The organism is Amycolatopsis lurida (genome assembly GCF_900105055.1).
GTDB lineage: Bacteria > Actinomycetota > Actinomycetes > Mycobacteriales > Pseudonocardiaceae > Amycolatopsis > Amycolatopsis lurida.
The window spans coordinates 5902025-5916736 of the sequence record NZ_FNTA01000004.1; the positions used below are offsets into that span (position 1 = coordinate 5902025).

A 14712-nucleotide genomic window follows, 5' to 3' on the forward strand; every position below is an offset into this window, starting at 1 on the left:
TCGTGTACGTACAAGCAGAAACCCCGTCCGGTGTCGTGCGCGGCCGCCGCGACTCCTTCGGTGAGCTCTACCAGGCCGTCCCGTACGCGGCGGCGCCGATCGGACCGGGTCGCTTCCTCCCGCCGTCGCCGCATCCGGGCTGGTCCGGCGTCCGCGACGGCACGCGGGCCGGGCCGACGGCTCCCCAGCCGGTGCGTGACTTCAGCGGGCTCGACATGACCCCGTATTTCGGCCCCGGCTGGGCGCGCGGCGACGAGTACCTCACCGTCGACGTCCGGACGCCCGCGGCGGACGACGGCCGCCGTCCGGTCATGGTGTTCGTGCACGGCGGCGGTTTCGTCACCGGTTCGGCTCGCGCCGCGCTGTACGACGGAAGAGCGTTCGCGCGCGACGGCGTCGTCCTGGTGAAGGTGAACTATCGCCTCGGCGTCCCCGGTTTCCTCGACCTGGCGGGTACTCCGCCCAACCGGGGGCTGCTCGACGTGCTCGCCGCGCTCGGCTGGGTGCGGGACACGATCGCGGTGTTCGGGGGCGATCCGGGCAACGTCACCGTCTTCGGGCAATCCGCGGGGGCGACGCTCACCGGCGCGCTGCTCGCGACGCCGGAGGCCAAGGGAATGGTCCACCGGGCGATCATCCAGAGCGGCAGCGGAACCGGCGCCTTCACACCGGAGCAGGCCGCCCGGGTCACGGCGGCGGCCGCTTCGGCGCTGGGAACCGAGCCTACCGCGCGAGCTTTCGGCGAGCTCCCGGACGAGCGGTTCGTGGAAATCCTGCCCGCGCTGGCCGGTCTCGATCTGCGGACCGAAAACGCCGGCGATCCGCTGGCCGGGCTGAGCCCGTTCAGCCTCGTGTCGCCGGTCCAGCCCGCCGACGGTCCGCTCGACGGCGACGTCGCGCTGCTCATCGGCACCAACACCGAGGAAGGAAACCTCTACGGCCGGCCAGATCTCGGGCACACACTGTTCGGCGCCGGTACCGAGCGCCTGGCGCGGGCGCACGCGCGGATCTCGGACGGTCACACCCATCGGTACTCGTTCGGCCATCGCTCGACGGCGTTGAACGGACGGCTCGGCGCCGCCCACACCGTCGAGTTGCCGTTCGTCTTCGACGTCGCGGGCGAGCCATGGCTGCACGGGGAGGCGGGCCTGCTCGGGCCCGATCCCGCCCCGGAAGGCCTCGCGGCCAGGATGCACGGCGCCTGGGTCGCCTTCGCGAGGACCGGCGATCCAGGCTGGTCCGCGGGCACCGTCGAATTCTTCGGCTGACAGCGCCTGCCAGCCGGGTGCCAGCGTCGTGTGCGCCGCCTGACAGCGGCCCTGAGCACGCTCTGGAATGTCATTCCAGAAGCGACTCGGGAGGTCACCATGAACACACCTGTCACGATCATCGGCGCCGGACTCGGCGGGCTCACCCTGGCCAGGGTCCTGCACGTCCACGGCATCCCGTCCGAGGTCTACGAAGCGGAAGCTTCCCCGACCTCGCGCCTGCAAGGCGGGATGCTCGACATCCACGACTACAACGGGCAGCTCGCCCTCGAAGCCGCCGGGCTCATGGACGAGTTCCGCGGCATCGTCCTGGAGGGCCGTCAGGCAATGCGGGTCCTCGAGTCGGATGGGACCGTCCTGTTCGAACGGGGCGACGACGGCACGGGCGGCCGCCCCGAGGCACAACGCGGGGACCTGCGGCGGATGCTGCTCGACTCGCTCCCCGAAGGCACCGTCCGGTGGGGACGCAAGGCGGTCGGCGCCCGGACGCTCGGCGACGGCCGCCACGAGGTCGCCTTCGACGACGGCACCACCGTCGTCGCGGGGCTCCTGGTCGGCGCGGACGGCGCCTGGTCGCGGATCAGGCCGCTGCTCACCGACGCCGTTCCCGAGTACTCCGGCAGCTCGTACGTCGAGACCTACCTGTACGACTCCGATACCCGTCATGTCGCCGTGGCCGAGACGGTCGGGGGCGGATCGATGGTCGGGACGGGACCCACCGAGGGCACGAGTATCAACGCCCACCGGGAAAAAGGAGACACGCTGCACGCCTATGTGGAGCTGAGCAAGCCGTTGGAGTGGTTCGACTTCACCGACGCCGAAACCGCCAAGGCGCGGATCGCGGCGGAGTTCGACGGCTGGTCGCCGGAGCTCACCGCGCTGATCACCGAAAGCGACGTCGCGCCGATCCATCGTCCTGCCTTCGCCTTGCCGTCCGGGCTGCGGTGGGAACGCGTCCCCGGCGTGACGTTGCTCGGCGACGCCGCGCATCTCGCACTGGCGAACGGGGAAGGCGCCAACCTGGCGATGCTCGACGGCGCCGAACTCGCCAAAGCCCTCGCCGGGCGTCCCGACGACGTCGAGACGGCTCTCGCCGAGTACGAACAGGCCATGTTCGTCCGCAGTGAAACGCCCATGGAGGAGGACTTCCTGCTCGAAAGCATCTTCGGGGAAGACATCCCCGAGCGGCTGCTGAAGCTGTTCGGGATCGAGGAACGGAAGGCGTCACACGCACAGCGTCGCGATGGCTAATCTGGAGCGATGCTGGTGGGTGCGCGCGAAGTCGAGGTGTTCGAGGCGGCCCGTGGCCGGTTGGAGGCGATCGCGTATCGCTTGCTGGGGTCCGCGAGCGACGCGGAGGACGCGGTGCAGGACACGTTCCTGCGCTGGCAGTCCGCCGACCACGGGTCCGTCGAGACACCCGAGGCCTGGCTGACGAAGGTGCTCACCAACCTCTGCCTCAACCGGCTCACCTCGGCGCGGGCCCGGCGGGAAACCTATGTGGGCCAATGGCTGCCCGAGCCGGTCTTCGCGGGGGACCGGATGCTCGGGCCGTCCGACACCGTCGAGCAGCGTGAGTCGGTCTCGATCGCGATGCTCACGCTGATGGAGCGGCTCTCGGCCAGGGAGCGCGTCGTGTACGTGCTGCGCGAGGCGTTCGGGTACTCGCACGCCGAGATCGCCGAGGTGCTCGACGTGACCGAAGCGAACTGCCAGCAGATCTACCGGCGTGCCAAGGGACATCTGGCCGCCGACCGCCGCCGGGTGGAGGTCGACGAGGCCGCCGCCCGCAAGATCGTCGAGGAGTTCCTCGCCGCGGCGCTCAGCGGCCGGACCGACACGCTGGTGCGGCTGCTGGCCGGCGACGCGGTCAGCATCGGCGACGGTGGCGGTGTGCTCTTCTCGCTGCCGCGGCCGGTCACCGGCGCGCTGCGGGTGGCGAGGTTCCTGCGCGGGCTTTTCAAGCCGAGCGCGGCCAAGTGGTCGTTGATCGGCGGCAAGCCCGTGCTGTTCCCCACCGTCGCCAACGGTGCGCCCGCGCTGGTGCTGATGGTGGAGGACCGGGTCGCCGGTGTCGTCTCCTTCGACCTGACCGCCGACGGCATCGCGGCGGTCCACGCCCAGGTGAACCCCGCCAAACTCGAGCGCGCGACGCGCCGGTGGGCCGAATCCGGGCACGGGGAGCCACTCGCCGTCGACTGGTGACCCGGATCACAGTCCGCCGCTGTCAGGTTTCGTGCCGCTGTCCGGTTCAGGAAGCGAACACCGACCGGACAGGAGTGAGACCATGAAGCATCGAATCGTCGTCCTCGGAGCCGGGTACGCCGGAGCCAACGCCGCCGGGCGTCTCGCGAAGCGGCTGCACCCCGCCGACACCGAGATCACCCTCGTCAACGCCGATCCCGAGTTCGTCGAGCGGGTCCGCATGCACCAGCTCGCGACCGGTCAGGACCTGAAGCCCCGCCTGCTGACCGACGTCTTCGCGGGCACGGGCGTGGGGGTGCGGATCGCCCGGGTCACCGCTGTCGACACCGAAGGCAAGACCGTCGCCCTCTCCGACGGCGAAATCGCCTACGACACGCTCGTCTACGCCCTCGGCAGCGCCGCCGCGGACAGCGGCGTTCCCGGCGTCGCCGAGCACGCCCACCACATCGACGGCAAGGGTTCCGCGCTGCGGCTGCGATCGCGCCTCGCCGATCTCGCCGCGGGCGGAACGGTCCTCGTCGTCGGTGGCGGCCTCACCGGCATCGAAGGCGTCACGGAGATCGCGGAAGCCCGGCCGGATCTCGAAGTCTCTTTCGCGATCCGCGGCGGCCTCGGCGACTGGATGAGCGAGAAGGCCCAGCGTCACCTGCGCGGCACCTTCGACCGGCTCGGCATCACCGTGCACGAGGACACCGACATCACGAGCGTCGGGCGGACCGGAGCGATGACCGCGGACGGCCGCGCCATCACGGCCGAGGTGACCGTCTGGACGGCGGGCTTCGCCGCCCACCACATCGCCGCCGCCACGACGCTGGAAGTCTCCGCGACGGGACAGATCGTCGTGGACGACACGATGCGGTCGGTCTCGCACGCGGACGTCTACGCGGTCGGCGACGCCGCGTTCGCGACGGGCGTGAACGGGACGCCACTGCGGATGTCCTGCGCCTCGGGGGTTCCCACGGCCTACCGCGCGGCCGACGCCATCGTCGCCCGCCTGACCGGAGGCTCGCTCCCCGAGAACAAGATCGGGTACACCGGCCAGTGCGTCAGCCTCGGCCGCCGCGACGCCGTCGTGCAGTGGGTGACCCCGGACGACCGGCCCAAGGACTCCGCGCTCACCGGCAAGACCGCCGCCCGGCTCAAGGAGATCATCTGTAAGGCCGCGGCCTGGAGCATCTCGCATCCGACGTCGATGCTCCCGGCCCGTCGCCGCCGTGTCGTCCCGGCCGAAGCGCCCGTCACTGTCTGACCACCCACCCGCCGAACAAAGGAAACGATCATGATCCTGATCACCGGAGCGAACGGCGTCGTGGGACGTCAGGTGATGAATGTGTTGCTGGACCAGGGTTCCTCCGTCGGCGCGGTCACTCGCGGCGACGGGACCGGTCTCCCCGGCACCGCGGAAGTCGTTGCTGGAGACCTGTTTCATCCCGCCTGGATCGAGACGGCGCTGGAGGGTGTCGAAGCGATCCAGATCAGCCCGCGTGCCACCGGCCCCGGCCTCGAAGAGCTCCTGAAGCTCTCGGCCGAGCGAGGTGTCCGGCGTGTGGTGCTCCTGTCGGCCACCACCGTGGAGCACCCGGTCGGGGAGGCCCGATTCGCCGCACAGTTCCAATACGCCGAAGACCTCGTCACGCGCTCAGGTCTGGAGTGGACGGTGCTGCGCCTGGCGGATTTCGCCGCCAACGCGCTGGCTTGGGCACCGCAGATCAAGGCCGGCGACGTGGTGCGCGGCGCGTACGGCCGGGCGGCCACGTCTCCGATCCACGAAACCGACATCGCCGAGGTCGCCGCGCGCGCCCTTCTCGGCGGCGTCCCGGTGGGATCGGTGTACACGCTGACCGGTCCGGAATCGGTGGATCAGCACGAAAAGGTGCGGCTCATCGGCGCGGCCATCGACCGGCCACTGTCCTTTCAGGAGCTTCCCCCCGAGCAAGTACGGCAGGGCATGCTCGCGCAGGGGCTGCCCGAGGAAGTCCCCGCCCGGCTGCTCGGCTCACTGGCCGACTACAGCGAGCGCCCCGGGCCGACGACCACCACGGTGGAAGAACTCCTCGGCCGTCCGGCGCGCACGTTCGCCGACTGGGCGCGGGACAACGCTCCGGCTTTTCAGGCCCAGCCGACCTTCGCGTAGAACGGCGTGATCCACGCCCGGAACCGTTCCCCGTAGGCCTTCTGAGCGGCGGCCACGACGCCGTCCGGATCCTCGGCCGGCGTCAGGCCCCGCTCACGGAGCCACTCGACGTACCGTTCGTGCGAGCCGCTGTGGTCGTCGTCTTCCTCGCGGTAGTAGTACGCCGAGTCGTGATCGACCATGATTTCGGCGTCGAAACCCAGTAGCCGCAGGAAATCCGTGAAGTCGCGCGCGACGACGTGCTCACCGCCCTCGTCGCCGAAGACCACGACGGGCGACCGGGCGAGGTCCGTCCCGTCGTCGGCCCGCCAGATCGCGTAGGTCGAGCCGCTGCCGTTCGCCTGGGCGAAGGGGATCAGCCGCGCGAGGAACGCGGGGTCGTCCAGCTCCTGCGGGAAGCTGCTTTTGTCGTCGTAGTCGGACAGCTCGAAACCGTCGGCCAGGTAGTCGCGGGCCGAGTCGTAGAGGTCCTTGAGTTCGTTCAGGACCGGGATCGGTGAATACACGCGGTCACCTTATGCCGCTTCAGGCCGTCGGGCGGCCCGCTCCGGCGTAATCGTCGCCCTGCTTCCGGTAGGTGTGCACCTGCACCGCCTGCCCGGTCTGCGGGGCGTCGATCATCTGCTGGTTCCCGATGTACAGCCCGACGTGGTGGATCTTCGTGTTCGGCTCGCCGTAGAAGATCAAGTCGCCCAGCTGCGGATCGGCCACCTTGTTCACGCTGTGATACTGCGTGTGGGCGGTGCGCATGAGCTTGACGCCCGCACTCGCGTACGCGGCCGTCGTCAGCCCGGAGCAGTCGAAACCGGGGTCGCCGCCACCGGTGCCGTTGCCGCCCCAGACGTAGGGCAGCCCGATCTTGTCGATGGCGAAGTTGACCGCGCTCAAGGCCGCCGCGTTCGGCGGCTGCGGGCTCTGGCCGACCGTGCCGTAGACGTTCACCGTCGCGAGCGTGCGGTGCATCAGCAGCGGCGCGGGCTGCAGCGTGCTCACCGCGTTCCACCACGTCTGGCCCTGGCCGAGGTCGCGGCCGCCCGCGCACAGGGCCCGCCCGGCGGTGAGCGTGGCGTCGTCGATGTTCTGCGGGTCCGGTTTCCCGCCGGTGGCCGAGGCCTGGAACTGGTTCCACACCGACGGCGTCAGCTGCAGCGGGCCGCTGGCGTTCGCGGACGAGACGACCTTGTTGTAGAAGTCGCGGACCTCGACCGCGCCGAGCGGTTTGGTCAGCACGCCATCGGCGTTCAGGCCCGAACCCGCGGCGCGGCCGTGATCGGAGGCGATCTTCCCGAGCGCGGCTAGCGTCACCCAGGAAAGACGGCATCCCGGCGTTTCCTTGCTCAGCGCGACGGTGGTCTTCGCGTATCCGGTCATCGCGCGCAGCGGGATGTCGAGCCAGCCGCTGGTCTTCGACACCCAGGCGTCGAATTCCTTCCCCATCTGCTGCGGGACCTTCGGCTGTTCCTTCGGCATTTCCGCCGGGGCGGACGACGTCGACGGCGGCGCGGGCGGAGCCGAGGACTGGACGGCGGCGGCCTCCGTCTTCGGTGCGTCCTTCGGCGCGAAGGTGATGGCGGCGACCAGGGCGGCGCCCGCGACGACGACGGCGGCGAGGATCACCGGCAGTCTGCGGCGGCGCGAGGTTTCCTGCTCCATCACCGGCCCCCGGTGATCCGGCCGAGGACGAAGTCGCGGAAGGCGTCGACGTCGGTGGTCAGCGCGATGTCGATGGTGCGGCCCGGCACGGCCTGCGGGGCGGTGTTTCCCAGCCTTCGCCGGTCTACCAGTGTCGCGCCGCGCGCCGGGCCGAAGCCGCACTCGACGTCCACGGGGTATGGCTCGAGGTCGAGGATGCCCGGCCGGATCGCTTCGGCCACCGCGACCGCGTCGTGCATGACCATCCCCGGCATGCCGAGGATCGGGGTGTAGTGCTTCACGTACGTCGGGGTCAGCGCTTCGAGCGCCGCGCCGAGCGGGCCGGACGCGGCGAGTTTGCCGAGCCAGTCCGTGTCGACCGAGCACTGGTGCGTGATGTCGAGCGGGACCAGCACCGTCGGGATGTCCTCGTCGACCAGCACCCGGCGCGCGGCCTCGGGGTCGCTCCAGATGTTGAACTCGGCCGCCGTGGTGGAGTTCCCCTTGGTCACTCCGCCGCCCATGACGACGATCCGGCCGATCTTCTCGCGGATGTCCGGATGGGCCGCCAGCAGCAGCGCGATATTCGTCAGCGGGCCGATCGGGGCGATGGTCACCGGCTCGCCGGCGGCTTCCAGCAGATCCACCAGCAGCCGGACGGCGCCGCGTTCGTCGAGCGGGCGCTTCGCCTCCGGCAGCGTCCCGGCGTGGCCGGACAGGCCGTCCTGGCCGTGGACGAACCCGGCGGGCTTGGCGTTGTCGTACACCATCGGCCGCGCGGCGCCGGCGGCGACCGGCACGTCGTCACGGCCGAAAAGCTGCAGCAGGCGGCGGGCGTTGGAGGTGGTGTGGCTCAGCGGGACGTTGCCGAACACCGTGGTCACGCCGAGGAGATCGACGTCCTCGGACTGCGCGGCCAGCGCCAGCGCGAAGGCGTCGTCGACCCCCGGGTCGGTGTCGATGATCAGCTTGGTGCCCATGCGCGTGCTCCCCTTTGCGGTCGGCGGCCTGAACACAGGTTACGGTCACCGGTATGACGTCCATGTGGGGTGCGCCCGCGCTGTCACGGCTCCGCGCTTGGGGCCAGGCCCGTCGTGATCCGCGTCAGGCGAAGTTCCTGACCAAGGACTCGCTGCGCTGGGTGCTGCGAAACCGCGCGTACACGCCTTGGTACCTCGTCCGCTACTGGCGGCTGCTGAAGTTCCGGATCGCGAATCCGCACATCATCCTGCGGGGGATGGTGTTCCTCGGCAAGGACGTCGAGATCCACTGCCGCCCCGGCTACGGGCGGCTGGAGATCGGCCGCTGGGTGCACATCGGCGACGGCAACGCGATCCGCTGCCACGAGGGTTCGCTGCGCATCGGCGACAAGGCGGTGTTCGGGCGGCAGAACGTCCTCAACGGCTACCTCGACATCGAACTCGGCGCGGCCACGCTCGTCGCGGACTGGGTGTACATCTGCGACTTCGACCACGTCACCACCGACATCACCGTCCCGATCAAGGACCAGGGCATCGTGAAGTCGCCGGTGCGGATCGGGCCCGACACCTGGATCGGCACCAAGGTCTCCGTGCTCAAGGGCACCCGGGTCGGCCGCGGCTGCGTCCTCGGCGCGCACGCCGTGGTGCGGGGCGAGATCCCGGACTACTCGATCGCCGTCGGTTCACCCGCGCGCGTGGTGCGGAACCGGCAGGACGACTACGCCGCCGACGCCGCCCGCCGCGAAGCCGTCGCCGACATGGCGCGCAAGGCGAACAAGGCACTGCAGAAAACCCTGGGCGTCGACTCGTAACTCGCGTGATCGAAGGCGTAACTCGCGTGATCGGAGGCGTAACTCACGAGTTACGCCTCTGATCACGTGAGTTACGTTCCTGATCACGCGAGTTACGCGTGCACTAGCCGCGCAGCTGCTCCCGGACCTCCATGAGCGCGAAGCCCAGGAGGTTCTGCCCGCGCCAGTAGTCGGGGCGCGTGGCGTTCTTGTCCTCGCGGGCGAGGCCGCTGCCCCAGACCAAGTCCATCCTGGACGCCTCGACGATCACCTTGTCGCCCGTGGACAGCAGGAACTCGCGCTCTTCGGCGTGCTGGCGGAACTTCTCGAGGTTGCCGTCGATGACGATGTCGAAGCGGTGCCGCTCCCAGACCTCGGCGTCGAAACCGGTGACCTCGCGGCCGAGGATCTTGGCGGTCTTGGGGTCCGGTGCCTGACGGATGGCGGCCGCGGCCTCGTGATCGCCGAACAGTTCCGCCTTGCTCGCCATCATGTAGTGCTCGGCCGTCGGGTACCGCTCGCCGCCCGCGACGAACGGCGCCAGCCACCACTGGCTCAGGCAGGCCGCGTTGATCCGGCCGCTCTTGAGCGGTGTGTGGCCGTAGAAGAGCTGGTACTCGGGCTCCGCGCCGCTGTGGACCAGCTCGCGCAACGCATCGAGACTCCGGACTCCGTCGACCTTGCTCACCATGGCGACCAGTGGACCACAGGCCACCGACAAGTCCCTCAGTGGCCCACCGCGGCGGTTCAGACCAGGAAATGGAACAGCGGGCTCCCCGGTTCCACCCGTTCCACCTGCAGAGGGCTCGCCTCCAGCCGGTGCAGCAGGCCTTCCAGGTCACCGGGCCGCGCGAGTTCGACGCCGATCAGCGCCGGGCCGGTCTCGCGGCTGTTGCGCTTCACGTACTCGAACCGCGTGATGTCGTCGTCCGGCCCGAGGACCTCGTCGAGGAACCGCCGCAGCGCGCCGGGCTCCTGTGGGAAACCCACCAGGAAGTAGTGCTTCAGTCCTTCGTGGATCAGCGACCGTTCGAGCACTTCGCCGTAGCGGCTGACGTCGTTGTTGCCGCCGGAGACGACGCACACCACGATCTGCCCGGGGTCGATCTTCACCGCCGTGCCCAGCGCGGCGGTCGCGAGCGCGCCCGCGGGTTCGGCGATCACGCCGTCGGACTGGTACATCGCGAGCATTTCCGTGCAGATCGCGCCCTCGGCGACGTCGGTGAGCTCGACACCGCCGTCGCGGACCAGCGGATATGTCACCGCTCCGGCCTGCGCGACCGCCGCGCCGTCCACGAAGGTGTCGACGTTTTCGAGCCGCACGGGCTCACCGGCCGCCAGCGCGGCCGCCATGCAGGTCGCGCCCGCCGGTTCGACGCCGACGATCCGCATTTCCGGCGCCCGTTCCGCGGCCCACGCGGCGATCCCCGCGAGCAGCCCGCCACCGCCGACGGGCACCACCATGACGTCGGGGATGAACCCGAGCTGCGCGACGACCTCCATCGCGACCGTGCCCTGGCCGGCCACTGTTTCCGGCGCGTCGAAGGCGGGGACCAGCGTCGCTCCGGTCGTCTCCGCGTCGTGCTTCGCGGCGGTGAAGGCGTCTTCGTAGGTCTCCCCGACGACGATGACTTCGATATGCGAGCCGCCCAGCGTCGCGATCCGCTCGCGCTTCTGGCGGGGAGTCGTGCCGGGAACGTAGACGCGGCCGTTCGCGCCGAGCCGGCGGCACGCGTACGCGACGCCCTGCGCGTGATTGCCCGCGCTCGCGCAGACGACGCCGCGCTCACGGTGCTCCGCGTCTAGCTGGACGATGTAGTTGTACGCGCCGCGGATCTTGTACGAGCGCACGGTCTGCAGGTCTTCGCGTTTGAGCCAGACCCGGGCGTCGACCCGCGCCGAGAGCCGCTCGTTCGGTTCGAGCGGCGTGCGGGTCACCACCCCGGCCAATCGCTTGGCGGCCTCTTCGACCGTTCGGGCGCTCACCGTTTCGATCCCTTGCACGAATGCTGAATGTACTGACCGGCCCCGGCCACGACGGAGAGACGTCCGCTTTCCGCCTGGCCCGGTGCAACCGAACCGGACACGAAGACCGTCTCCCGGTCATGACGGTGTTCACTCGGTCCCTCGCGCTCGGCCTGGTCGTGCTGCTCACGGCGTGCGGTGCGGAACCCGCCCGCGAAGAACCACCAGCGCCGCTGCCCGTGACCCAGCAGGTGGCTTCCGACATGGCCGCGGCGGTCGAGGCGGCCGGCGGCTTCGGGCTCGACCTGCTCACCGCGCCCGCCCTGGCGAGCGGGCCGAACCTCGTGCTGTCGCCGGTGAGCGTCTCCACGGCGGTGCAGATGGTCGGCGCCGGCGCGAAGGGCGACACCGCGGCGCAGATCCGGAAGGTGCTGCGTCTTCCCGGAGACGGGCCTCCCGTCCCGCCGGTCGCCGGCCACGAGGATCTGAAGGTGTCGAACACGGCCTGGATCCAGCGGGGGCTCGGGATCAAGCCCGGGTACCGGGACGTGGTGCGCGACCGGTTCGGTGCGGCGACGAGGGACGAGGACTTCGTCGCCGACCCCGGCGGCGCCCGTGATCGGATCAACCGGACGGTGGCGGACCAGACCCAGGGCAGGATCGAAGACCTGTTCCCGGAGAAGTCGATCACCGGCGACACCAGGCTCGTCCTCGCCAACGCCCTGTACCTGAAAGTGCCATGGGCGCGGGAATTCCCCCGCGACCTCACCATGGACGCGCCGTTCACCAGGGCCGACGGGTCGGCGGTGACCGTCCCGATGATGCGCACGGCTCCGGAGATCCAGCTGGGTTACGCCGAAGGGCCGGGGTATCAGGCGGTCACGCTGCCCTATCGCGGCGGGCGGCTGGCCTTCACCGTGATCGTGCCCGCCGCGATCGACGCCCTTCGCGGCAAGGGAATCGCCGCGCTGCTCGGCGAGATCCGGCCTGCCACCGTGGAACTGGCCATGCCCAGGTTCACCGTCCGGTCCGCGCTGGACCTGACGGCGCCGCTCAAGGAGGCGGGCATGCCCACGGCGTTCGAACCCGGCGCGGACTTCAGCGGCATCACCGACGAAGCCCGGCTACGGATCGCTTCGGTGCAGCACAAGACCTTCGTCCAGGTCGACGAGGAGGGCACCGAGGCCGCGGCGGCCACGGGGGTCGACGCCCGAGCCGTGTCGGCCGAGTTGCCGCGCACCGTGACCGCCGACCGCCCGTTCCTCTTCGTCATCACCGACACGGCCACCGGGGCGCCGCTGTTCCTCGGCCGGATCGGCGACCCGGCCGCCGGCTAGCGGAACGCGGCCAGATGCGTCCGTGCCCAGGTCGCGAACGGCCGCGGCTCCCGTCCGGTGAGGTCCTGGACGGCATTCGTGACCGCCGAGTCGTCGAACTCGCCCTCGGCGAAGAAGCGGAAGAAGGCGTCGACGTACTTCTCCGGCATCTCCGCGCTCATCGTCACGCGGGCCTCGGCGTCCGAAAGCGGTTCCAGCCGTAGCTCCCTTCCGAGCAGCTCGCTGAGGACACGGAGCCGGTCGGCGGGCCGGAGCGAACCCGGTCCGGTGATGGCATACGCGAGCCCTTCGTGTCCCGGCGTGGTCAGCGACTCCGCGGCGACGGCGGCGATGTCGTACGGGTCGATCGTCGCCACCGGGACGTTCGCGAACGGCTCGCGGACGACATCCCCGGCGCGAAGCTGCGGGACCCACTGCAGCGAATTCGACATGAACCCGCTCGGCCGCAGGAAGGTCCACGCCAGCTTCGAAGCGCGCACCGCCGCCTCGGCCGCCATGTGCATACCCGCGACGGCGTTGTCGGTGTGCCCGCCGACGACCGAGCGGGACGACAGCAGTGTGACCTGCTCGACGCCCGCGTCCCGCATCACCGCGAGCGCGCCCGGCATGTTCTCGTAGCCGCCGAGCAGGAAGACCGCCCGGACACCGGCCAACGCGGGCTTCAGGCTCGCCGGCTCGTTGAGATCTCCTGTCACCCCTTCGACGCCGTCCGGCAACGGCCGCGGCGTGCGGACCAGCGCTCGGACGGGATGCCCGCCACGCGCCAGGATCGCGGTCAGTTCCGAGCCGACGTTGCCGCCTGCCCCGGTCACCAAGATCATTCTTTTCTCCCCAGTGCGGTGGCCGCCGTCACAGGCCGCGGCCGTCGACGGTCACCCTGCCAGGGAGATCAGGACGGCTCAAGGCGACTTGGGCACCGCCGGGTACGGGACGAAGGTGCTGGTGTTCTCGTCGACGGTCAGCTGTTTGCCGATCGTCGGGAACGCGCGCTGCGAGCATGCCGGGCGTTCGCAGACTTTGCATCCCATGCCGATGGGGGTGGCCGCGGCGCGATCGTCGAGGTCGAGCCCGGTCGAGTAGATGAGCCGTTTCGCGTGCCGTAGTTCACAGCCGAGGCCGACGGTGAACGTCTTGCCGGGGCTGCCGTAGCCGCCGATGTTGCGCGACACCGTCCGCGCGACCCAGAAGTAGCTCTTGCCGTCGGGCAGGGTCGCGATCTGGGTGAGGATCTTGCCCGGCTGGGCGAACGCCTCGTAGATGTTCCACAGTGGACACGCGCCGCCGACGCGCGAGAAATGGAAACCCGCGGCGGACTGGCGTTTCGACATGTTGCCTGCCCGGTCGACCCGCACGAACGAGAACGGCACGCCGCGGTTCTTCGGGCGCTGCAACGTGGAGAGCCGGTGGCAGACCGTCTCGAAGCCGACGCCGAAGTGGTCGCAGAGCCGCTCGATGTCGTAGCGGAAGCGTTCCGCGCTCGCCAGGAACGGTCCATAGGGGAGGATCAGCGCGCCCGCGAAGTAGTTCGCGAGCCCCACGCGTGCCAGCGAACGCGCGGCGGGCCCGGAGAACGCCCACGAGTCGGCGAGTTCGGTGATCAGGTCGTCGTATTCGAGCAGCGCGATCTGCGAGGCCATCCGGAACGCCTGCTGCCCGACGCGCAGGCTCGGCGCCAGCCGCAGCACTCGCGGCCCCGGTTCGTACCGGTGCTGTTCGCCGTTGGTCTCGTCGATGCCTTCGTTCGTGACGTCGACGCCGTAGCGCTGGATCAGGGTCTCCTTCAGCGCCGCGAGCACCTGGCCACGCTGCAGGGGGATGTCGTGCGCCATCCGCTCGGCGCGTTCGTCCAGCTCGGCGACGTAGTTCTCCCGCTCGTAGAAGAAGTCGCGGACCTCTTCGTGCGGCAACGAGCCCGCCGCGCTGCCGTGCATGCCCAGCCCGTTTTCCGTGGTCAGCGCGGCGGTGTTCTCCACGGCGTTGCGATAGCTGCGGTGCAGTTTGACCAGGGCCTGGGCGATCGTCGGCAGGTTCGTGGCAAGGTCGTTGAGCTCGCTGTTCGTGACGTCCACGCCGAGGACCTCGTCGAGCAGCGCCTCCTTCACGTCCGCGACGAGCCGGGCGGTGTCGTTGTTCGCGAAGAACTCGGTGTCCACACCGAACGCCTGCGTGATGCGAAGGAGCACCGGGACGGTCAGCGGACGCGAGTTGTGCTCGATCTGATTGAGATAACTGGGTGAGATCTCCAGCACACGAGCCAGGTCGGCCTGGCTCATCGACCGGCTTTCGCGCAGATGCCGCAGCTTCGCTCCGGCGAAGGTTTTGTCCACTGAGGCCTCTCTGTCCGCAAGGTTTCCGGGCCTGAACGATTCAGTGAACGGTCAAGCCCGTGGATTTTGCCTC

14 protein-coding genes are annotated in these 14712 nt (G+C 70.0%); 7 read left to right on the forward strand and 7 right to left on the reverse strand.

Features of this window, described 5'->3' with window-relative positions:
- Positions 1–2: 2 nt before the first annotated feature.
- From BLW75_RS33525 to BLW75_RS33545, 5 genes are all read left to right on the forward strand, one after another.
- On the forward strand, positions 3–1268 hold the full coding sequence (locus BLW75_RS33525; RefSeq protein WP_034315811.1) for a carboxylesterase/lipase family protein: 1266 nt from the start codon (positions 3–5) through the stop codon (positions 1266–1268).
- A gap of 99 nt (positions 1269–1367) precedes the next feature.
- The gene (locus BLW75_RS33530) at positions 1368–2519 is read left to right on the forward strand and encodes an FAD-dependent oxidoreductase (protein WP_034315809.1); all 1152 of its coding nucleotides are present in this window, start codon (positions 1368–1370) and stop codon (positions 2517–2519) included.
- 9 nt (positions 2520–2528) lie between these two features.
- Entirely contained in the window at positions 2529–3473 is a 945-nt protein-coding gene (locus BLW75_RS33535) for an RNA polymerase sigma-70 factor (RefSeq protein ID WP_034315807.1), read from the forward strand.
- An 82-nt stretch (positions 3474–3555) separates the two neighbouring features.
- Positions 3556–4722, forward strand: a complete 1167-nt coding sequence (locus BLW75_RS33540) for an NAD(P)/FAD-dependent oxidoreductase (protein ID WP_034315805.1) — start codon at positions 3556–3558, stop codon at positions 4720–4722.
- Positions 4723–4752: 30 nt separating this feature from the next.
- Complete coding sequence (locus BLW75_RS33545; protein ID WP_034315802.1) at positions 4753–5607, forward strand: NAD(P)H-binding protein; 855 nt, start codon at positions 4753–4755, stop codon at positions 5605–5607.
- Here the strand turns inward: BLW75_RS33545 and BLW75_RS33550 are convergent.
- Genes BLW75_RS33550 through BLW75_RS33560 form a run of 3 tightly spaced genes read right to left on the reverse strand, consistent with a single transcriptional unit; the run spans position 5583 to position 8219 of the window.
- Positions 5583–6113 carry a hypothetical protein gene (locus BLW75_RS33550; protein WP_034315800.1) on the reverse strand — a complete coding sequence of 177 codons (531 nt, stop codon included), beginning with the start codon at positions 6111–6113 and terminating at the stop codon, positions 5583–5585. The two genes, BLW75_RS33545 and BLW75_RS33550, sit on opposite strands and share 25 nt — an antisense overlap.
- Positions 6114–6132: 19 nt before the next feature.
- Entirely contained in the window at positions 6133–7260 is a 1128-nt protein-coding gene (locus tag BLW75_RS33555; protein ID WP_034315798.1) for a C40 family peptidase, read from the reverse strand.
- Positions 7260–8219 (reverse strand): nucleoside hydrolase, encoded by a 960-nt coding sequence (locus BLW75_RS33560; protein ID WP_034315794.1) that lies wholly within the window; start codon positions 8217–8219, stop codon positions 7260–7262. The genes BLW75_RS33555 and BLW75_RS33560 overlap by 1 nt, the downstream gene beginning before the upstream one ends.
- 53 nt (positions 8220–8272) lie before the next feature.
- Here BLW75_RS33560 and BLW75_RS33565 point away from each other — a divergent pair, with 53 nt between their 5' ends.
- Complete coding sequence (locus tag BLW75_RS33565) at positions 8273–9031, forward strand: acyltransferase (protein WP_007031648.1); 759 nt, start codon at positions 8273–8275, stop codon at positions 9029–9031.
- A gap of 103 nt (positions 9032–9134) precedes the next feature.
- Here BLW75_RS33565 and BLW75_RS33570 read toward each other — a convergent pair whose 3' ends face one another.
- Both BLW75_RS33570 and ilvA read right to left on the reverse strand, forming a co-directional pair.
- Complete coding sequence (locus tag BLW75_RS33570; RefSeq protein ID WP_198935777.1) at positions 9135–9701, reverse strand: NADAR family protein; 567 nt, start codon at positions 9699–9701, stop codon at positions 9135–9137.
- Between the two features lie 56 nt (positions 9702–9757).
- Positions 9758–11014, reverse strand: a complete 1257-nt coding sequence (ilvA, locus tag BLW75_RS33575; RefSeq protein WP_034315790.1) for a threonine ammonia-lyase IlvA — start codon at positions 11012–11014, stop codon at positions 9758–9760.
- 101 nt (positions 11015–11115) lie between these two features.
- Here ilvA and BLW75_RS33580 point away from each other — a divergent pair, with 101 nt between their 5' ends.
- A complete protein-coding gene (locus BLW75_RS33580; protein WP_034315915.1) occupies positions 11116–12312 on the forward strand; it encodes a serpin family protein in 1197 nt (398 codons plus the stop codon).
- On the opposite strand, the gene BLW75_RS33585 is transcribed toward BLW75_RS33580, so the two are convergent.
- Together BLW75_RS33585 and BLW75_RS33590 are read right to left on the reverse strand one after the other, a co-directional pair.
- Positions 12309–13133 (reverse strand): NAD(P)H-binding protein, encoded by an 825-nt coding sequence (locus BLW75_RS33585; protein WP_034315788.1) that lies wholly within the window; start codon positions 13131–13133, stop codon positions 12309–12311. The two genes, BLW75_RS33580 and BLW75_RS33585, sit on opposite strands and share 4 nt — an antisense overlap.
- A 78-nt stretch (positions 13134–13211) precedes the next feature.
- Positions 13212–14639, reverse strand: a complete 1428-nt coding sequence (locus tag BLW75_RS33590; protein ID WP_034315786.1) for a short-chain fatty acyl-CoA regulator family protein — start codon at positions 14637–14639, stop codon at positions 13212–13214.
- Positions 14640–14712: the final 73 nt, after the last annotated feature.